Source organism: Lewinella sp. IMCC34191, assembly GCF_003390935.1.
Classification (GTDB): Bacteria; Bacteroidota; Bacteroidia; order Chitinophagales; family Saprospiraceae; genus Neolewinella.
Genome location: NZ_QNQZ01000008.1, coordinates 236,500 through 255,768, shown reverse-complemented (window position 1 = coordinate 255,768; position 19,269 = coordinate 236,500). Strand labels below are relative to the sequence as shown.

Below are 19,269 nucleotides of genomic sequence, written 5' to 3'. Positions count from 1 at the left end.
CCGACAGTTTTCCCGTTTACCGAAAGATACCATACCTGCGCTCCGCCGCAAAAATGCGGAGAAGCGACAGGAAATTCCATTCCTTCAAAACACCCACGATGAAGAAATTAGTCTTTTCCACCCTGTTTGCCTTCGCCCTTTTCGCCTGTGACGAAAGCGCCGAAGCCGTTGAAGTACCCGCCGCCGTTCAAAGCGCATTTGAGTCCGCCTACCCCGGCGCCACCGATGTGGAGTGGGAAGAAGAGGACGACCACTACGAAGTCGAGTTCGACATGAACGGCGAGGAAATGGAAGCCGAGTTTTCCAGCACCGGCGAGGAAATGATGATGGACGAGGACTAGTCCCCGCTCCGCTCCGAGATGTACTGCCGGACGATCCGTTCGAGCAGCGACATCGTTACCGATCCGTTGGCCAGCACGAGGCTGTGGAATTCCGCCAGGTCGAATTTATCGCCCAGCGCCGCTTCCGCTTCCCGTCTGAGCCGGCGGATCGTTAATTCCCCCATCTTGTAACTGACCGCCTGCCCGGGCCAGCCGATGTAGCGGTCGATCTCTGAGTTCACCTCCCGTATCGACAGCGCCGTGTTCTCGGCCATAAATTGTACGGCCCGGTCCCGCGACCAGCCCATATAGTGGATGCCCGGATCCACCACCAGCCGGCAGGCCCGCCACATCTCGTAGGTTAGTCGGCCAAAATCCTCGTACGCATCCTCGTACATGCCGGCCTCCTTCCCGAGGTACTCGCAGTACAGCGCCCACCCTTCCCCGAAGGACGATAGGTACAATCCCCTCCTAAAATTCGATTGCCCCTCCTGCTCCGCGGCCAGCATCATCTGCGTGTGGTGACCCGGCACGCCCTCGTGCAACGCCAGGGCCGGCAGGGTATAGAACGGGCGGCTCGGCAGGTCGTAGGTATTGACCCAGAAGGCCCCCGCCCGGCGCCCCCGGTACGATCCCGGGCTGTAACGCCCACCCGTATAGTTCGGCGCCAGGGCGGCGGGTACGGGACTGACCGTCAGGGGCATCCGCGGCAGCTGCGTGAAGTATTCCGGCAATTTGCCCTCCATCCTTTTCGTGATCCAGGCGGCCCGCTCCAGCAATTCGGCGGGCGTTTCGGCGTAAAATCGGGCGTCGGTGCGCAGGTATTGAAGAAATGCAGCGAAGTCATCCTCGTACCCGGTGGACCGCATCACTTCCAGCATCTCGGCCCGGATGCGCTCCACTTCCCGCATGCCGGTTTCAAAAACCTCCTCCGGCGTCATCTCGTCCGTCGTGGTGAAGTAGCGGATCAGGTGACGGTAGTATTCCTTTCCCCCCTCGATGGTGGCGATGCCCGGTCCTTCCGGCAGTTGGGGCAGGTACTTATCGGTGAGAAAGTCGCGCAGCGACTGATAAGCGGGCAGAATGGAATCCTGCAGCACGGCATTCACGGAATTCACCCCGGCATTATAATCGGCAACCGGCTGCAGGAAAAGCGTACGGCCGGACTCCGGGTCCAGGGTACGGTCGATGAGTGCCAGCACCCGGTCGACCACCAGCCGCGGGTTGGTCCGCTGCACCCCGAGGCCACCGGTCATGGCTGCCTGCTGCGCCCGAAAGTGGGCGGGGATGCTTCGCAGCTCCCGGAGGTAGCGGCCCAGGTCCTCCTCCGAGCGGACGCGGCGGTTTCCGAAGCGGTAAACGATGTCCGTCAGAAAGCCCCCCTCCGCATTCAATGGGAAATGATACGTACCGAACTGGAGTCGATAGATTCGGTCCTGCAGTACGAATTCGAGTAGCTCGCGGTCGATGTGAATGGAATCCGGAATAGCCGGCAGTTCCTCCAGCCGCTCCTGGAGATCCTGCATGAAGGCCAGTTCCTCGGCTACCTGGGCGGGCGTTTCGCTGCCCCAGGTATTGGTGGAGTCGTAGCGCTCGTAGGTCTGGTACTCGACCAGTAGTTTTTCGAAGGCCGAGGTGTCGGACTGCCCGACTACGGGTAGCGATGCGAAAATGAGCAGAAGGAGCGTAAAGCGCATATACAGGGGATTACTGCGCCAGAAGGTACGGGCTTTCATGGTGTATCGGGGTCCCGGAGGTGAGGGTCCCGGAGCTCCCGCTTCGTGGAGTCCTTCCCTATACATATTGGCGGAGCTGGAGCTCCGCCACCCCGCCCGGGGTCCTGGAGCTCCAGCTCCGGGCAGTCCTTCCCTCATGCACACCGGCGGAGCTGGAGCTCCGCCACCCTGCCCAGGGTCCCGGAGCTCCAGCTCCGGGGAGTACTTCCCTCATACACACCGGCGGAGCTGGAGCTCCGCCACCCTCGAACGCTTCCCCTACTACTCCACCCGGATATTCGCCACCCACATTTTCCGGGATGGAGCAATCAGCAGCACCCGGTAATCCCCCGGCTCGAGGGCCAGCGCGCGTTGATCTGCTGCGGAAGTTTCTACTACGTCGCGCGGGACGGCTTGCGACATATCGTCTTCGGGACGATAGGCCTGCAATAGATACGGCCCTTCCGTACCCACATTGACGTCCAGATAGACAGGTTTGCGGCCGAAGGTAAAAACGTAATCCGCCCGGCCGTAGCGGTATGCCGTGCGAGGATGGAAGACGTAGCGGTCAAACCAGCGTATGTCGTTGTCAAAATTCCAGTGTGCACCCACGTCGTTGACGAACAGGCTCGGTTCGCTCAAACCGGCCGAGGCCGCGGCCCGGTACTCGTAACGTTCGCGGAAGGTATCCACGCTTTCCCGAAAATGCGTCTGGTTTATGGTCAGGGGGTCAAGGCCGGTGGTATCGGCCAGTCGTTGCGCCATGGCTTTGCCCCAGCTACCGCCCAGCTCGCCTTCGTATGCGTGGGAATAACCGACGTGCAGCAACAACTTACCTTCCGGATGCTTTTTCCGGTAGGCCACGATATACATCATCTGCTCGGTTTCCCGGTGGCTGGGCTCGTTGCCCAGGATATGGTTGGATTCGTAGCCGAATATTTTGAAGCCGATGTCCCGGGCAGCCTGTACCATGGCCGAAAATCCGGGCTCGTGGGTATAGTATCCGCTCGCCAAAGTGGGGTAAGGCATCGCCTGGATAAGGCTATCGGCTCCTTCGTAGTTTGCCAGTGTTTCGAGTCCGAAGTGGCGGTAACCCCGGTCGTAGAGCCCCTGCAAAAGGGAACGGGTAAAAACGCGATGGCGCGGTTCGTGGTGGGCTTCATTGATGATGACGACCTCGTGCCGCTCCGCATCCCCGAGAATAGTAGGAACCGCCGCAACGGCGTGAAAGGAGTCCACGAAGCGAGTGAAACGCACGGTATCCATGGCCATCACCGGGCTGTCGCCTTCAAAGGCCACCATCGCCTTCCGGGCCAGTCCTGTAAAGGAGAGGTGGTTGCCGATCATTCCGGGATGGTACCCCTCCCGTGTCGTATCGCGTACCGCCGTTTCGTGGAGGTAGGCGGATTGTTCATAGGTGAAGGTGATGTCGATGGGCGTAAACGACGCCGGAATACGCTGGGGCGTTTGGGTGTATCCCAGGAGGCTGAGGCAGAGGAGGCCAAGGATGGGGAGGATTCTCATGGTGACCGGATGCGGGTTATGGCCACTTTGGCGGGTGCGGGGCCCCGTCAGACGAACACCGGCCGAGCTGGAGCTCGGCCACCCCGCCCAGGGTCCCGGAGCTCCAGCTCCGGGCAGTGCTTCCTCATATACATTGGCGGAGCTGGAGCTCCGCCACCCCCATTACCGCTAACGACCCGTATTGCTGATAAAGGCCACTTTCTTCCCGTCCGGCGACCAGCTGGGTACGTTGATGGTGCCCTGCCCCCCGTAGAGGTAGGCCAGGATACGCGGCTCGCCACCGCCTACCGGCATGGTCCGGAGCGTTACGTGCTTATAGAAGGGATGCTGGCTGGATTCCACGTCGGTACCGAAGCTGAGAAAGATGATGTCATCGCCGTCGGGAGAGAGATGGGGAAACCAATCGTTGTAGTCGTGGTCGTGCGTTAGCCGGGTCGGATTCGAGCCGTCGGCCTCCACCCGCCAGAGTTGCATCATGCCGCTGCGGTTGCTGTTGAAGTAGATGTAGCGGCCATCGGCACTGAACTCGGGGCCGTCGTCGAGCCCGGGCGTGTCGGTCACGGGGGTTTCCCGGCCGGTGGCGACATCGGCCAGGTAGATATCGTATTTGTCGTTGCGGCCGGCGGTGAAGACGACCTGCTTGGCGTCCGGCGAGAAGCCATGTAGGTAGGAGTGGCCGGCGTTCGGCAGGGTGACCCGCCGTGGCTCGTCGCTGCCCTCTACCGGGAGGACGAAGATGGTGCTGGCCCGGTCTTCCTCCGCGACGTGGTGGCTGATGCCGAGTTGCCGCCCGTCAAAGCTCAGTACGTGGTCGTTGTTGTTATCCGTCGCAAAGCCCGTATTAAGCATCACGACGTGGTCGTCGGTAAGTCGATAGCGGTAGAGGTAGCCGTTGGAATTGTAAATGAGGTATTTGCCGTCCGGTGTCCAGTTCGGGGCCTGCAGGGAATGATCACTGGTCAGGCGTATGGTGCGGAGGCCGGTCTCCACGTTCAGGATTTCCAGCCGGCTGCCGAGGTAGTCGCGGTAGGGAACCAGGCTTTCCGGGGCGGGGTAGGTAATCCGCACGTTACGGTATTCTACCTGCGCTCCGTCGCCCCCTGCAACCGTTAGCCCGGTGAATACCTCGTTGCGTAGGGAGTCTTCCCGCGTCCACTGCTCGTGTAGCGGTTCTCCGAAGCGCGCGGTCCGGAAGGTCAGGCTGTCCCCCTCACGCGATAGCTCCAGTACGACGAATTGATCCGCAGCTTCGGCGGCCCCAATGGTACCAAGGACCTCGGGCGCCGCGGCGCCCAGGTGGTCGCGCACCGCCCAGCCGGTGGTGAGGGTGGAAGAAGCCGGAATACGGACTTCCGCACGCAGGATGAAGTCGCCCTGGACAGTGGTCCAGACAAAGCGGCGGGCATCCGGGCCGGCGGGAGCGGTCAGGTGATATGTCTCGGTCGAAGCATCGTAGCTGGTCTGGCCCGGCTCGGTGAATTTCCCGATATCCTGTGCGCGATCGAAGATTCCCGTGGTTGGATGTTGAGCGGAAAGTGGGGAAGTCATAAGCAGGGAGCAAAGGGTGAAAAGCGTGATCGGGATGGAATAGTGGATCGACATTGGCAAAGAATCTGCGGGGTGGAATTTGTCCGCCCCGTACCCTTCCTAGAGCTTGTTTTGGAGGCTGGTGTTCGGTGGCGGGGTATCTTACCCTGAGCGAATGTAGTGCGCGCCCGTTAACGAATATGCCATGACTTTACTCCGATTGCTGCCCCTTCTTCTGCTCTCCGTCCAGGTAATAGCGCAGCAGACCAGTCCGAATGGAAGATATTACGAGAATCTACCCCACGGCCGAGTAGCGCAGGACCTTGACGGCACCAGGGCGGTATATCTGCCGCCGGGCAAGGATTCGATCCATTCCCTAGCGATCGTAACCGACCCCTCCGCATTGCTGGATAGTAAGGGTACCGTTTACCTGCCCTGGATACTGGACAACCTGATCGCGCAAGGGGCCATCCGACCTGTTGCCGCCGTTCTCTTATCGGAGGATACGGATGAGCGCCGGCAAGCGATACTATCTGAAATACGCCGCATGGATATCCCCGTCGCCGAGGACGTACAGTGGCAGCCACTGCCGGAGGCCGAGACAACCGCCGCGCTAGTAACCGCATTGCGGGCCGCTGCCGAAGACGTACCCTGGCAAGTGGAGGCGGGCGTCTATTCTTTTCCCGACGCGGGTGTGGGTTCCATCCTATTCCGTGGCCCCACCGCACACTTTAAAAGCCTCGTAATGATGAGATGGAGTGCTTCCGCGGAGGTGTCAAGCAATTGGGATAGCAGCCCGGACTCCGAAACGATCTATATCGTCCGGGAAGGAAGCATGAAGGTCGAGATCGGTGACAGCACGTGGCTGCTAAGCCCGCAAAGCGTCCTGTTCCTGGCCGCAGGTGACGTGGCCGTCTTTCGCCCGGTCAATGCGGATAGCCTGGTAGCTTACCGTATGGACTACTCTGCTAACCATCCGGTGAGGCCGGGAGCTTCCTTCGTCGTGCCGTACCGGGAACTCACCTTCCAGCCCCACGACCGGGGCGGACTATGGAACTACTTCCGGCGGTCCACCCCGACCTGCCCCTACTACGAAATGCACAAGACCCAACTAAATCCGGGCATCAAGAGTCACGAACCCCACGTCCACCGGGCCGCGGAGATCGTGATCATGATCGAGGGCACCACCGAGATGGAGATCGGTGACGACCGCTATAGCGCCAGGGCGGGTGACGTCTATTACTTGCCGTCGCAGGTTCCGCATGCAATCCGTAATACGGGGGAAAGCGCCTGCACGTATCTCGCTTTTCAGTGGGATAGCGAGGCGGTGCATTGAATAGGTTACCGTATCTGCTCATGATACCTGAATAGCGCGTACTTAGGGAGTTAACAGGGTCGGCCTTACTACTCCAGGGCGGCTATCTGCTCCCTGGCGAAAGCAATGGATTCGTCGTCACCGTGGTCGATAACCTTCTTGTAGTACTCGATCGCCTTTGATTTCTCGCCCATCTGGATATAGCCATAGGCGATATTTCCCAGTACGATGGCGTCTTGTGGATCAAGCTTTTCGGCTTTTAGCAGGGGCACTATTCCCTTATCGTATTCCCCGGCCAGTAAGTAGGTGACGGACAAATTCGACAAGCTTTCGATATGATCAGGATGGTACGCTAGTACCTTTTGGGCAATAGTACGAATGTGGGGGAGTAATGCTGGGTCCCCCGTATTGAAGAGTGCTCCCTGGTAGTCTTGTAGGGAAGAGAGAAATATTTCAGCTCCGCTTTCCAGCGGTTCATTCGTGTCCCATCTCCAAATATTATCAATCTTATTCGACTGCCTGATAGCCCGGACAATCTCGTCTTTAAATTTTCCCCAGTATCCGGCTTCGCCCAGCGCGAAGATCTTGCCAAACCTCATGTCCAATCGGTCGGGGTACCGTTTGATTCCCTCCTCGATCTTATTTAGCCCCTGCTCGAGTAATTTTTCGTCGTAGATGATACGGCTTTCGATGAATCCGGCCGTCTTACCCATGCTGTCCTGCAGCATGATACTCTCCCCTCCAGGATTTTCCGCAGACATGGAAAGAACCTCCTTCCTTGCTGTATTTACGTAGTAATTAAAGTATGCTACGAAAAGAGCCGGATCCCGGGGATTATCTATCTCCCATTTTCCGAGTATTTGAAGTTGCCTGGCGGTATCACCCGACTCCTGGGAAACGGTAAAATCAGCGGCAAAGTCCTGTCCCGCAATGCCGGTACAAAGGTAGAGGACCGCTAACGAGCTAAATAGGTATCTCATATTGTCATAACTGGTGAGGGTGAATCCAATATTTCGCGACCCTTGCTGGTTAACACCATTACGCCTTAGCGCAATGCTCCCATATATCCGGAAAATCCATCCGAATAACAAAAGCTCACAGTCCGCGATCCACGTCCATGAAGAGGGCTAATTATCGCCCCCCACCCCGGATCACCTTGGCTACGGCGGCAGATTCCCCGTCCCAGAACCTGACCGTATACATGCCCGCCGGCTCGGCTTGCATATCCAACGGAAAAGACACGGAGGTTTCGTGTACCACTCCCCGACGAATGACCCGCCCCGAAACATCGACGATCAGGTAGTGGACAACCTCACCGGCGGCAAACGACAGGTCGACGGTAAAGATTCCCGATACGGACGGATTTGGGCTGACTGTTACCGGGTAAGTGACCGACCGCCCTGGTGCAGACCCTAAGTTGGACAGTTGATCGCAATTAGGGGTAGAAACCGCGCTCCCGTAATTCGTGGTTACCAGGGCCACCCCGTAGGAGTCCTCGGTTTCCGAGGCAGGCTCGGGTATGAACGTTTCATCGCCCGGCAAAAAATCTATCGTCTGCGGTAGCGCCACGTCGTTCATTAGCACGTATTCACCGCAGTCCCCGGAGGGTTCGATGCGAAAGTGCAGGGGCCGACCCCTTAAGTACTTACCTTCCGTACCATCGATGGTGTAGGCGAACCGATAGTCCAGGTTCGCATCGTAACTGGCGACAAAAGCCCGATGGTTCAGATCGACCCCTCCCTCTACTACGGCCGCGGCGTCCGGGTCACGATCGAAATCGACCGAAGAGGCACTCAGCATTCCACTGAGGTACAGGTTTCCCTCCGGAGTGAGGTGGTAGTCCATAAGGTAATTATAAGCGTCTTCCGGGTTCGCATCCGCGAGCGTATCGGCAAGCAAGAGTTCCCCCTGGCGGGTATATTTTGCCAGGTACATCGCTACGTCGGCGTTCTCGGCGGGGTTGCGAAGCCATTTGGTATCGGGTCCCGGAGCATAATCGGTCGAAACCGGCGACTGAAATCCGGCTATGTACACGTTTCCGTCCGCGTCTCCGTCCATCAAGTCGACGGACACCAACTGACCGGCAAAGGGATGAGCGAAAAGGAAACGGCCCTCGCGGTCGTAAGCCGCGATGATCGTACCCGTGGAATCTAATTTGGCATCGGGGTAATGCTCCCCGTCCTCGCTCGGATCGTAGTCGAAGCCGACATCCTCGCTCCGAAACTCACTCATAAGGTAAAAGTCTCCGTTGTGCCCCACGCTAAGCAGCGCCGGGAGGCGTACCGTAGGAAAGGCGTACCGTAAGGCTCCGGTGCTGTCGTAAGACGCCAGCACCGCCCGGTCGGTCCCGGATAAGTATTCCCCGGGGCCGGGGTCGTAATCGAAGGCCCGTAGGCTGGTGTTGATCACGTAGACGTTCCCGTCACCGTCCACGTCGAAGGTCTTGCGTTTCACCCACTCGTGAATAGGCGGATCGTAGTGCGGGAAATCGAGGGCGAAACGGAATTCGCCGGCCGCGGTGTACGAGGCGACAAAAATGCGATCCTCGTTGGGTCGGGATGCCGATAGCCGGTAGGTGTCCGGTCCCGGATCGAAGTCCGCGCTTCCGTAGTAGGAACCTTGGAGGTAAATGTTGCCCGCATTATCCGTTTCGACGTAGTATGCCTCGACCCAGGTGAACACGCGTTCCGGATCGTTAATTGCAAAAACGAAGTTCAATTCCCCCGCGGGGGTGTAGGAGGCGACGTAGGTTCCAAAACCACCGTCGGTTCCAATAAGGGACAGTCGCTTTTCTGCCGGACCCGGATCAAAGTCCACGGAGGTTTGGCCCTCGTAGGCGACCTCTCCGATGATGATGCGATCGCCGGTGGGGCTTATCGCCAGGTCATTGCGGTGCGTGACGGTGTCCTGGGGTAGAATGAAGGACGACTGCGCCCGGCTTACTATGGGTAAAAATAGGAGAAGGTATAGTAGGTTTTTCATGAGGGGTTTAGTGTGGTAAGCTTCGAAGGTTATTCCAAAAAAGCAGCCTCCCCGTTTAAAAGATTATTCCCGGGGAGGACCGGAATTCAATACGTTAGGGATGCCCCCGAAACGGATTTCGGATAACGATTTTGTCCACAGTGCGCTAGTTAACGGATGGCACCCCGGATCAGCTTGGCAACAGCGGTGCGCCCCGCCGAAGAAACTTTTGCGATGTAGACACCCGCAGGCTGTTGGCTCAGGTCAAGCTTGATGGGTTCATCAGAATTATGCACGACACCCTGACGGACGATTCTTCCCGACAGATCGGCAATGAGGTATTCGGCCAGGTTGTCCCCCGCGAAGGGAAGTTTCATCTCGAACACGCCCGTAGCAGAGGGATTGGGAAATACACGCAGCGGTAAAGCACTTAGCTTGTCTCGCCCGGCAAGTCCGGATAACAAGCAGTCCATTCCCCCAGCGTCGAGGTCGTGACTGTAGGTGATCACGGCCAGTCCGATCGTATCGGTACCGGAATTTATGGCCGTAGGAACATATTCGGAGCCTTCGCGCGGGTCGAAATCGATCGTCTGGGGCAGGGGGATCTCGGCCATCAGAACGTAGTCGCCGCAAACCGGCGCGGGGGCGACTTTGAACCACCGGCCATCTTTGCCTAGCCCATCCTGCAGCGAATCCCCGAGGGTGTAACCAAACAACAGGTTAAAACTGGAATCGTAGCCGGCGACAAAGGCTCGCTCGGCGTAGGGGTACTGACCGCTGATGTAGTGCGTTTCCTCGGAGGGGTCCAGGTCCAGGCTATCCCACAGGATGCGGCCGCTGAGGTAGAGTTCGCCGTCGTCGCTCAGGGCAAAATCTTGCACGCCTTCCAGGGCTAACGATCCCGGTTTTTCTTCCAGCAGCAGGGCCTTGACGAGTTCGCCGTCGCGCCGGTATTTGGCCATAAAGAAGTCCGCCTCGGACCCGAAGGAATCGATCACCTCCAGCAGTACGGTATCCGGCCCCGGGTCAAAGTCGGATTTCCCGGGTTGCATGGGGCCAGCCATGTAGAGATTGCCGTGCTTATCGCCGTCGAGCATATATGGATAGACCCCGTCACCCTCGATCACCTGGGCGAAGTTCAATTGGGCATCCGTATCGAAGGACAGCACGATGCTCGAGATTAGTTTTTCGGTTTCGGGAATAAAGTATTCGCTATCCGGATTCGGGTCGAGGTCTACGCCGTACTCTTCCTGCCGGTGATCACCGCCGACGTAAAAATCCCCCATCTTGGATACGCCGAGAACGTAGGGAGCGCCCATCGTTTCGAAGGCGAAGCGGAAGTTCCCGTCCTTATCGTAGGAGGCGATGACCGGTTGCTTGCCGTCCATGATGGATTCGCCGTCGCCGGGGTCGTAATCGAATTCACTCGAATAGCCGATCATGGAGTAGCTGTTCCCGGCACCGTCCACGCCGAATTGCCGCAGGAGGCCGTCGGCAAAGATGGCGGGAATGTAGGTCGGAAGCGTAACCACGAACCGTAATTCGCCCGTCGGGGTATAGGAGGCGATAAAGGTCATCCAGTACATTCCCGCCGGGGGCGTGACGAGGTATTCCGCGTCGCCCGGCGCGAAGTCGGCGCTCACGAAAAATTCGCCCTGCACGTAGATGTTGCTCTCGTCGTCGTAGTCGACGTAAAAGGCGCGTACGTCGCTGTGGTCAAGTGTCGTGTCGGCGATGAGCACCGACCAGTTGAGGTTACCCTGCGGATCGTAGGAGGCGACGAAGGCCCCGTCACCCGGGTCTTTCTTCAGCACCCCTTGGAAGCGGTTCGTGCCCGGGCCGGGATCGAGATCGAGGCCGATCACCGTATCCAGGGTGACTTCACCGATGAGGATGCGGTCGCCCTGGGGGGTGACCGTCATGTCCTGCCGGAAGGAACTGCTGGAGCGTGGCAGGATATAACCTTCCTGCGCGCTAAGTATGGAGGACAGGAATAGAAATGCTAGGTAAAAATTCTTCATGAGGTGTAGTTGGGGTGTCGGGCGCCTAGGTGGCGCAAAAAAAATCTACAAACTGCTTTAGACGGGCATCTATCGGCAGACGTTGGTAGCAGCCCGCAGAATTTACCGACCGCAGCGGTGATCCAGGTACAGTGCCACTACCAAGTTGACTTCCAAACGGTGGGGTTCCAGCTACGGTACTCTTTAAGACTCCCCAAGCCTGCTCGTTCGACCATCGGGGCGCTTCGTTCGACGAAACGAGGGGGCCCGACCCGCTTCGGCAGACGAATTCCGCTACGCTCCATTCGGCGGACGAAGCTAAAATGCCTCCGCCCAGATGACGTCTTCATTCCGATAGAAGGAAAAAGCATCCACGGCCCCCGTCCCTTTGAAATCGTACTGCAGCCCGATGATATCGCGGACCTCCTCCTGACGTCCGAGGCGCAGTATGCTGCGGTCGTTGACGCGCACAAATAAGCTATCCCCTTTGCCGGTTACCGCCAGCTCCGTCCAATCGGGGCCCATCACGCCGAAAACTGAGAGGTCGGTAGTCTGTCCATTGAGCGATTGCCCACCGACGTAGGCGCTCAGGTCAGCCACGCATCCGGGTGCACTAAAGGGTAGCCTAATCGCTCCGTCTTTAAGCATGAGCGTTACCCACGTCCGTTGGCAAACCGAGGACCCTTCGGCGTAGGTATGCCGGAAGCGGGTGCGGAAGGTGAAGTCGTCCGTCCGTAGGCCGTCCATCTCCCGGACGTTGACCAGCGTCGTAGAAGGCACGTTCGGTTCCAGGGGGATGCCGTATCGCTCAAGGGCTTGCGGAGTGAACGCCAGCTGCCCTTCTTGCCTTGCTTCGCTGGGTTTCAGGTACACCGGGGAATTTTCTCCCGCTACCGCCGCAATCCATCCGCCGGAGGGGAGGAACAGCTCCCGCTCCTGTACGATTTGACTTCCCACCACGAGTTTGGCGCGGAAGAAGCCAGGGAGGTAGTAAATGGAGGTGTGCGTGTCTCCCGCGGGGTCCAGTAATTCCCGCCGGCTGGGATCCCAGCTCTGCTGTAGGTATACGGCGGAGTCGCCGGCGGCGGTAGCGTCATACTTGAAAATGACGGAATTGGGGATGCCGCCGGCAACCGGCTGTAAATCAAAGGCAAAATCCGCCGGTGTAAACCTTACGGATGCAGTAGCCCCATCAGGCTGACCTGCGGTTCGATCGACCGCCGGCAGGGCAAAGGAAAGGATCAGAGCCAGAATGACGGCGACAGCCAATGAGGGTACGAGCCAGCTAAAATGCTCTATCGTAGGGTGACGGGTGGGGGTTTCGGGCGCGATGCTGCTTCGAAAGTGACGCCAGTGGTCGAAGCCGGCGAAGCGGGCCAGTGCATCCAGCGTGGTCGTACTCGGGCTGCTGGAGTAGGCCACCCTCCCCCACAACCGCTTCAGGGTGGTCGGGCTGAGGCTAACCGAAGTGCGCTCGCCGATACGCTCGCTGAGGGCCAGAAAATCATCGTTCGTCCACTGCTCAGACGGGCCCCAGCCAAGCTGTTGCTCGATGCGTTTCCGGCAGGCTTGCAAAAGTTGAGCTTCCGACATCGGGTAAAGGTAAAAGGAAACTACCCTAGAGACAAATAGGGGGCGGATTCGCCTACCGGGCGTAAAACCTTCATAGACAGCACCTTACCTACCTTGCACGGATTTGAACGAGGATGAACCAGCCTTGGGTTTAGCGAACGCGCGCCTACTGGCAACTTGGCAGCCAAATCAATCACAACATGCGCTTTCTACCCCTTTTAATCGCTTGCCTTATTTGCTCTTTCGCCGCGTTTGCCCAGCAATCGGTCAGCGTTCCCAACCGACCCGATGCCTGGACTGCCAGGGGAGTCGCCCCTAGCTTTACCACTCACCTCGGTCGCGCGGCCATGCAGCCCCCCGCCGACGGGGGCAGCGCACTCACCAAATCGCTCACCGACTTCCGCAACGGCACCATCGAGTACGATGTCGCCTTCACGGATTCCACCCGCTTCACCAGCCTTTACTTCCGGATCGACGGTGATGATTACGAGCACGTCTATTTCCGGACCGGTAAGGGAAGGGATTCGCTCGCAAACAACCATATCCAGTACGCCGCGAAGGTCAATGGTACGAACCTATGGGACCTCCGGCCGGAATACCAGTCCAATGCATCCCTGCATTTCGACGGATGGAACCACGTGCGCATCGTCATGCGCGACCGACGGTTGGTGGCCTACGTCAATGACATGCAAAAGCCGGCCCTGGTGGTACCGCGCACCGATGGGCCCCTTTCAGCTTCCTCAGTGGGCTTCGACGGTAAAGTGTTCATTTCAAATGTGCGGATCGACCCGAACGATACCGGCGATTTGCCCCCGGGTGCCGGTTTCGACCTGACGGACAACGACCCGAATTACCTCCGCCGGTGGGAAGTGGGACCACCGAGTAGCCTGGAACTCAACCAGACCCCGCTGGCTATGCCCATCGGAAACGAGCAAGTCGATCTCCCCGGTGACGGTCATGGTTGGCAACCAATTGAATCGGAAACTTTCGGACTGATTAACCTGAGCCGGAAATTCGGCGCAACGCCCTCCGGGGAGCAACGCGTCGTATGGCTCCGCACGACGATCACCGCCCGAGAAGCTCAGGTCCGCCGCCTGGACCTCGGCTTTAGCGATGGCGTGCTCCTGTTCCTCAACGGCGGCCTGCTCGGAATGGACCGGACGGTCTACCTGGCCCCCGGCATGACGGAACCCGAGGGCAGGCTGTCCGTCAACAACAGCAGCTGGGACCTGCCCCTACGGGCCGGGGAGAATGAATTGCTCATTGCCGTGACGAATTTCTTCTACGGCTGGGGCATCGTCGCCAGACTCGATGACGCTCGGGGACTCACCTATGGTACTTTAACAAATACGAAGTGAGCATGCTCCGGCAATACGCTGTTAGGAAGCCAAAGGATGTACTTGCCTCTCCGAATAACTATTAGCTTATGCGCAAACTGATCCTTCCCTGTCTCCTCGCTTTCGGTCTTGTGGCCTGCGACAGCAACGAAACCACCGCCGACGATAAAGAAGTCACCGTCGACTACCCAAGCAATGGAGTACCTGCCGAAATCCAGGCCTCCTTCGCCGCCGATCACCCCAATGCCACCGACGTCGAATGGGACGTAGATGACGATCACTACGAAGTCGAGTTTCGCCTCAGCGGTGATAAAATGGAACTGGAGTACGACTTCGAGGGGAACAAGATCGACTTCGAGGACTAGCAGAGACCCCCCCACGGCGTTACGATCGTGAACCCAGTAGGTGGTAAGTATGATTTATTGATTACCTGACCCGCGGTCAGTCCGGGTAAAACCGGTACGCGGTAATTCGGACGGTGGTATGCAGACTCACCCCGTCATTTTCGTACCCAAGTCTAGCCTTCCGCCCGTGATCGTCCGCTTCCCTACCCTTCTACTATTCCTATTGATTGGCACCGCCGCATCCGGCCAGTCTGCCGAGGCCCTGCTCGCCGACTCGACATTGAGCGGCTGGCACGTAATAATGAAGGGCGAAGGGTCGGTCCCCGTCGATTCACAACGCCATTTTGTATGGGAAGACAGCCTGCTTCATATACTGCCCGATGCAGTCGCGGGAAGCCGGCAGCCCTTCGCGGCTTTGATTACCGACAGCACCTACCGGAGCTATACCCTGACGTTGGAATACCGGTGGGGAGATAAGAAATTCGCTCCACGGACGGATGCCCCCCGCGATGCGGGGATCCTGTTTCACGCTCAGGAGAATACGGCCTTCTGGCCCACCTCGCTGGAATACCAGATCCAGGAAAACGACACCGGCGACACCTGGCTCATCGGCACCCGCGCCGTCAGTCTGCGCGGTCCCGACGGCAAGGTCTTCGATCCGAGCGGTACACCTGCGCGACGTACCGGAAATCGCTACGTCCGCTTCACCCGCCGCCCGGCAACGGAGCTTCCCGGATGGAACGTCGTTCGCATCGTTGTAGACGGTCAACAAGCCCAATTTTACCTCAACGGAGAATTGGTCAATGCGATTACCGATGCCCAATGGCGTCCCGTCGATGACGAAATATGGGAACCCCTCGCCGAAGGCCACATCGCCTTACAGGCCGAAGGCGCGGAAGTATTTTACCGACGGATAGCCCTGCGGCGATTGGAGTAGTGACACCTCCTGAGCGACCGCTCTATTGCCCCCAATACAGCCGCATTCCGAAGCTTTGTCCGAACACCGGATTGTTATCCAGCGAACTTTGTAGATACAATCCGTACTCCAGGGCGAGGTGTTGACCGACAAAGTAGTTTACACCGCCCGCAAGGGTGCCGGAAGAATACGTACCAAAATCAATGGCGACATCCGTAAACCACAAGAGCGACTGTCCGGCATTCCAGTAGTACCGGAGTCCGATACCGGGCTCGATGTGTCCCGCCGTAGTCCAGTTCTCTCCATCGGCTTCTAGTCGGGAAACGTTGGCCAACACACGTCCTGAGAGGGCAAACCTGCGTAGCACGAAATAGTGGGCCGACAAATCCATCGACCAATTCTGCAGATCCTTCACCGCACTTAATTGGAAAGAGGATGCCCCCAGTAAAAAGCTGCCTTGGTGTAATTCCGGAGCCCTCCGCTCGGCCGGGCCGCGATTATTACCCAAAAGAAGCTCGATACCAGCTTCCAAAACCGGAATTACCCGCTCGCCACCATAGTCCAGGACCAGGTTAGGCGAGAAGAGCACGGATGAAGCAACCGGTATCTGGAGGCCGCCCCCTAATTGTACGCCATAGCTCCAGGTATCATTCCATAAAAAGGTAGGTCCCAGGGAACCGTACCACATCCGTCGGGCATCATTATGAAAATAGTAGCGTACCGCGGGGGCAAGCGAGGCGATGAGCGGAAAGCCGCCCCCCAATCCGCCAACGACGATGAGTTGACCGCCAACGCCCAAACGTTCGCTCACCATCCGAAAGGCTTTCGGCGCAATATGGGCAACGGTTGCCGTTCCGGGATACGTTCGTATTCCGCTCAACTGGTCCGACAAGCCCGCAGGCGCCGGTATCGGAGAAAGGTACATCCGATCGGAAAAGCTAAGCGTGACGTCGCCCTGCCGCAATTGGCCAAAGGCGTGCAGGCCTGCAAAAAGCAGGATCAGGGTAAAGGTGTAGGGTTTCATATCTGGAAGATAGACGCCCAGACCGATCCCTCCGTGTGCGGCAAAAGTATTTAACGCCGATTTACCAGTCTTTCCCGTTCCGGCGTTCTAATCGATCCTGTTGGGCAGTCAGCAGTGATTCTCTTCTGCGCTACGGCATTTATCCCCGCCTGAATCATTACTCACCGTAATGACCCGATTACAAGTCATGAAGCGGGCGAACCCGAGCGCAGCGAGAGGCAACGAATATCTACCCCAGCGCTTCCTCAAATCCCTCCTACCTCCAAGAGCGTGCTATTCCAAAATTAGTAACCCCGCCTCCGACGCTAAACCAGACGCCGACGCACGGCGTAGCCGGGCCCGGCGACACCTGACACCCGACAATAAATCGCTTCGGCAGACGAACTACGCTACGCTCCAATCGGCGGACGAAGCTAGCCGATGACCAAAGCTTCTACACCGCTAACCTCCGCGTAATCCACCAACTGGCGCACGCTCAGGTTCTGGCTGAAGCAGGTATGGTGGGCGCCACCGGCCTTGATCCAGGCTTCGACACCGCTGCTCATGTCGGGCTTGACTTGCCAGAGTACGCGGGCGACCGGTAAAAGGGGCAGATCACCACCGGGCTTAACGGCCGTGACCGGATTGACCAGTAAGCGGAAGCGATCGCCCATATCGACCAGGCTAGCGTTCAGGGCCTCGCCGGCACCGGCGTTGAAGACCAGGCGGCAGGGATCCGCTTTCCCGCCGATGCCGAGCGGGTGACATTCGATCCGTGGCTTGTCGGCGGCGATGCTCGGGCAGATTTCCAGCATATGGCTGCCGAGCACCGACTCATTGCCCGGCTCGAAGTGGTAGGTATAGTCTTCCATAAAGCTGTTCCCGCCTTCCATTCCGGTGGCCATTACCTTCATGGTGCGCACCAGGGCGGCGGTTTTCCAGTCGCCTTCCCCACCGAAGCCGTAGCCGTCGGCCATCAGGCGCTGTACGGCCAGGCCGGGGAGCTGTCGCATGCCGGTCAGGTTCTCGAAGGTATCGGTGAAGGCGGTGAAGCCACCGTCTTCCAGGAAGGCCCGCATACCGATCTCGATGCGGGCGCTGTAGCGCAGGTTCGGGTAGCGATCGCCGTCGGGGAGGAGGTTGTCCGCCAGGGTATAGAGCGAGCGGTACTCCTCGATGACCTCGTCGATCTGGGTTTCCTTGACGTCGTCGAGGCGCTCGACCAGGTCACCCATGCCATAGCCATTCACGCTGTAGCCCATCGTGATCTGCGCGGCTACCTTATCGCCCTCGGTCACGGCCACCTGCCGCATATTATCGCCGAAGCGGGCCACCTTCATGTTGCGGTCGGCATTGCGGGCCAGGGCCACGCCACACCAACGGCGGAACTCGGCCTGTACCGGCTCGGCTGCCCAGTGGCCGACGATCACCTTCCGAGGAATACCCAGTCGGGTACAGATATGTCCGAACTCCCGCCCGCCGTGCGCGCTCTGGTGGAGGTTCATGTAGTCCATATCAATATTGGCGTAGGGGATGTCCCGTAGGAACTGGGTATGCAAATGGCACATCGGCTTGTGCAGGACCTGCAATCCCTTGATCCACATCTTGGCCGGCGAGAAGGTATGCATCCAGCAGATCACGCCGATGCAGTCGTCGTCGGTTTCCACCAAGCGTAGCTGCCGGTAAATTTCATCCGGCGTCTTCAGCACCGGCTTCCACTCCACCCGTACGGGTAGTCCGGCAATTCCGTCCAGGGCATCGGCGACCTGCCGGCTGTCTTCGGCGACCTGCCGCAGGGTTTCTTCACCGTACAAATGCTGGGAACCGGTAAGAAAATAGAGGGTTTTGCCGGTGATGGTTAATGGATTACTCAAGGGTTATGATTTTTAGTTGTCTGATTGTCTTGGTAGGAGTTTGGGGAGTAGGGTATAGGACATAGGTCATAGGGTATAGTTGGCGGGTATGCCCTATAGCCTCTACCCTATCACCTAAACCCTAATTCTGTCCGTAATAAGCCCCCGCACCGTGCTTCCGCTCCCAGTGCTTTTTGATGAGGCTGTCCTTCAGCTTGGGCGCATCGGGCTTGATTTGGCGGGCCAGGTAGGCCATTTTCGCTACTTCCTCGCAGACTGCGGCGTTGTAGACGGCCTTTTCCGCATTCTTACCCCAGGTGAAGGGGGCGTGGTTGCCGACCAGCACCATTTCGACTTCCGCCGGGTCCAGGTTGAGTTCCCGGAAGTGGTCGATGATCTGCCAACCCGTCTCGTGCTCGTAGTTACCGGCGATCTTGTCGTCGGCCATGGGCGGGGCGCAGGGAATATCGACGGTCAGGTGGTCGGCGTGGGTGGTGCCCATGATCGGGATCGCGGCCTGTGCCTGTGCCCAGGCGGTCGCGTAGGTGGAGTGGGTGTGCACGATGCCTCCGATGGTCTTCCATTCCTTGTACAGCAGGGCGTGCGTTTTGGTATCGCTACTGGGGCGCTTGTCGCCTTCCAATACGTTATTGTCAAAATCCAGCACGACCATATCCTCCGGCTTTAGCTCGGTGTAGGGCATACCGCTCGGCTTAATGGCGAATACTCCCCGCTCCCGGTCCACCGCGCTGGCGTTGCCGAAGGTGAAAAGCACCAGGCCCAGTTCGGGCAGGCGCATATTGGCGTCGTAGGCCGCCTGCTTGATCGTTGCGTACTTACTCATATCTAATTTTTGGCGCCGGAGCGCAGGATAAGATGAAT

At 58.5% G+C, this 19,269-nt stretch carries 15 protein-coding genes; 5 read left to right on the top strand and 10 right to left on the bottom strand.

Annotation, left to right across the window (positions count from 1 at the left end):
- Window positions 1–98 precede the first annotated feature (98 nt).
- A complete protein-coding gene (locus DRW39_RS16175) occupies window positions 99–341 on the top strand; it encodes a hypothetical protein (protein ID WP_116108101.1) in 243 nt (80 codons plus the stop codon).
- On the opposite strand, the gene DRW39_RS16170 is transcribed toward DRW39_RS16175, so the two are convergent.
- The 3 genes from DRW39_RS16170 to DRW39_RS16160 form a co-directional block, all read right to left on the bottom strand.
- The gene (locus DRW39_RS16170) at window positions 338–2,056 is read right to left on the bottom strand and encodes a DUF885 domain-containing protein (protein WP_157976167.1); all 1,719 of its coding nucleotides are present in this window, start codon (window positions 2,054–2,056) and stop codon (window positions 338–340) included. The two genes, DRW39_RS16175 and DRW39_RS16170, sit on opposite strands and share 4 nt — an antisense overlap.
- A gap of 261 nt (window positions 2,057–2,317) precedes the next feature.
- Window positions 2,318–3,559, bottom strand: a complete 1,242-nt coding sequence (locus DRW39_RS16165; RefSeq protein ID WP_116108099.1) for a hypothetical protein — start codon at window positions 3,557–3,559, stop codon at window positions 2,318–2,320.
- A gap of 168 nt (window positions 3,560–3,727) precedes the next feature.
- The gene (locus tag DRW39_RS16160) at window positions 3,728–5,107 is read right to left on the bottom strand and encodes a TolB family protein (protein WP_116108150.1); all 1,380 of its coding nucleotides are present in this window, start codon (window positions 5,105–5,107) and stop codon (window positions 3,728–3,730) included.
- A 184-nt stretch (window positions 5,108–5,291) separates the two neighbouring features.
- Between DRW39_RS16160 and DRW39_RS16155 the strand changes: the two genes are divergently transcribed.
- The gene (locus DRW39_RS16155) at window positions 5,292–6,422 is read left to right on the top strand and encodes a cupin domain-containing protein (RefSeq protein WP_116108098.1); all 1,131 of its coding nucleotides are present in this window, start codon (window positions 5,292–5,294) and stop codon (window positions 6,420–6,422) included.
- 68 nt (window positions 6,423–6,490) lie between these two features.
- Here the strand turns inward: DRW39_RS16155 and DRW39_RS16150 are convergent, their stop codons facing one another.
- The 4 genes from DRW39_RS16150 to DRW39_RS16135 form a co-directional block, all read right to left on the bottom strand.
- Window positions 6,491–7,381, bottom strand: coding sequence for a tetratricopeptide repeat protein (locus DRW39_RS16150; RefSeq protein ID WP_116108097.1), 891 nt, complete (start codon window positions 7,379–7,381; stop codon window positions 6,491–6,493).
- A 151-nt stretch (window positions 7,382–7,532) separates the two neighbouring features.
- The gene (locus DRW39_RS16145) at window positions 7,533–9,383 is read right to left on the bottom strand and encodes a T9SS type A sorting domain-containing protein (RefSeq protein WP_116108096.1); all 1,851 of its coding nucleotides are present in this window, start codon (window positions 9,381–9,383) and stop codon (window positions 7,533–7,535) included.
- Window positions 9,384–9,532: 149 nt separating this feature from the next.
- Window positions 9,533–11,383, bottom strand: coding sequence for a T9SS type A sorting domain-containing protein (locus DRW39_RS16140; protein ID WP_116108095.1), 1,851 nt, complete (start codon window positions 11,381–11,383; stop codon window positions 9,533–9,535).
- Window positions 11,384–11,680: 297 nt separating this feature from the next.
- On the bottom strand, window positions 11,681–12,955 hold the full coding sequence (locus tag DRW39_RS16135) for a hypothetical protein (RefSeq protein ID WP_116108094.1): 1,275 nt from the start codon (window positions 12,953–12,955) through the stop codon (window positions 11,681–11,683).
- Window positions 12,956–13,134: 179 nt separating this feature from the next.
- On the opposite strand from DRW39_RS16135, the gene DRW39_RS16130 reads away from it, so the two are divergent.
- The 3 genes from DRW39_RS16130 (at window position 13,135) to DRW39_RS16120 (ending at window position 15,552) form a co-directional block, all read left to right on the top strand.
- Window positions 13,135–14,292: a hypothetical protein gene (locus DRW39_RS16130; protein WP_157976166.1), complete on the top strand. Its 1,158-nt coding sequence runs from the start codon at window positions 13,135–13,137 to the stop codon at window positions 14,290–14,292.
- Window positions 14,293–14,360: 68 nt separating this feature from the next.
- On the top strand, window positions 14,361–14,636 hold the full coding sequence (locus tag DRW39_RS16125; RefSeq protein ID WP_116108092.1) for a hypothetical protein: 276 nt from the start codon (window positions 14,361–14,363) through the stop codon (window positions 14,634–14,636).
- A gap of 118 nt (window positions 14,637–14,754) precedes the next feature.
- Complete coding sequence (locus DRW39_RS16120; RefSeq protein WP_116108091.1) at window positions 14,755–15,552, top strand: DUF1080 domain-containing protein; 798 nt, start codon at window positions 14,755–14,757, stop codon at window positions 15,550–15,552.
- Window positions 15,553–15,574: 22 nt separating this feature from the next.
- Here DRW39_RS16120 and DRW39_RS16115 read toward each other — a convergent pair whose 3' ends face one another.
- The 3 genes from DRW39_RS16115 to araD all read right to left on the bottom strand — a co-directional run bounded on the left by DRW39_RS16115 (window position 15,575) and on the right by araD (window position 19,231).
- Window positions 15,575–16,555, bottom strand: coding sequence for a hypothetical protein (locus DRW39_RS16115; RefSeq protein ID WP_116108090.1), 981 nt, complete (start codon window positions 16,553–16,555; stop codon window positions 15,575–15,577).
- A gap of 413 nt (window positions 16,556–16,968) precedes the next feature.
- Window positions 16,969–18,408: an L-arabinose isomerase gene (araA, locus tag DRW39_RS16110; protein WP_232830168.1), complete on the bottom strand. Its 1,440-nt coding sequence runs from the start codon at window positions 18,406–18,408 to the stop codon at window positions 16,969–16,971.
- Between the two features lie 121 nt (window positions 18,409–18,529).
- Entirely contained in the window at window positions 18,530–19,231 is a 702-nt protein-coding gene (araD, locus tag DRW39_RS16105) for an L-ribulose-5-phosphate 4-epimerase AraD (protein ID WP_116108089.1), read from the bottom strand.
- Window positions 19,232–19,269: the final 38 nt, after the last annotated feature.

Bases quoted from the DNA above. Each gene is read 5' to 3' on its own strand.
- DRW39_RS16165 (WP_116108099.1), bottom strand. From the start codon at position 3,559: ATGAGAATCCTCCCCATCCTTGGCCTCCTCTGCCTCAGCCTCCTGGGA.
- DRW39_RS16150 (WP_116108097.1), bottom strand. From the start codon at position 7,381: ATGAGATACCTATTTAGCTCGTTAGCGGTCCTCTACCTTTGTACCGGC.
- DRW39_RS16170 (WP_157976167.1), bottom strand. From the start codon at position 2,056: ATGAAAGCCCGTACCTTCTGGCGCAGTAATCCCCTGTATATGCGCTTT.
- DRW39_RS16125 (WP_116108092.1), top strand. From the start codon at position 14,361: ATGCGCAAACTGATCCTTCCCTGTCTCCTCGCTTTCGGTCTTGTGGCC.
- DRW39_RS16120 (WP_116108091.1), top strand. From the start codon at position 14,755: ATGCAGACTCACCCCGTCATTTTCGTACCCAAGTCTAGCCTTCCGCCC.
- DRW39_RS16115 (WP_116108090.1), bottom strand. From the start codon at position 16,555: ATGAAACCCTACACCTTTACCCTGATCCTGCTTTTTGCAGGCCTGCAC.
- DRW39_RS16140 (WP_116108095.1), bottom strand. From the start codon at position 11,383: ATGAAGAATTTTTACCTAGCATTTCTATTCCTGTCCTCCATACTTAGC.
- DRW39_RS16160 (WP_116108150.1), bottom strand. From the start codon at position 5,107: ATGACTTCCCCACTTTCCGCTCAACATCCAACCACGGGAATCTTCGAT.
- DRW39_RS16155 (WP_116108098.1), top strand. From the start codon at position 5,292: ATGACTTTACTCCGATTGCTGCCCCTTCTTCTGCTCTCCGTCCAGGTA.
- DRW39_RS16145 (WP_116108096.1), bottom strand. From the start codon at position 9,383: ATGAAAAACCTACTATACCTTCTCCTATTTTTACCCATAGTAAGCCGG.
- DRW39_RS16175 (WP_116108101.1), top strand. From the start codon at position 99: ATGAAGAAATTAGTCTTTTCCACCCTGTTTGCCTTCGCCCTTTTCGCC.
- DRW39_RS16135 (WP_116108094.1), bottom strand. From the start codon at position 12,955: ATGTCGGAAGCTCAACTTTTGCAAGCCTGCCGGAAACGCATCGAGCAA.
- araD (WP_116108089.1), bottom strand. From the start codon at position 19,231: ATGAGTAAGTACGCAACGATCAAGCAGGCGGCCTACGACGCCAATATG.
- DRW39_RS16130 (WP_157976166.1), top strand. From the start codon at position 13,135: ATGCGCTTTCTACCCCTTTTAATCGCTTGCCTTATTTGCTCTTTCGCC.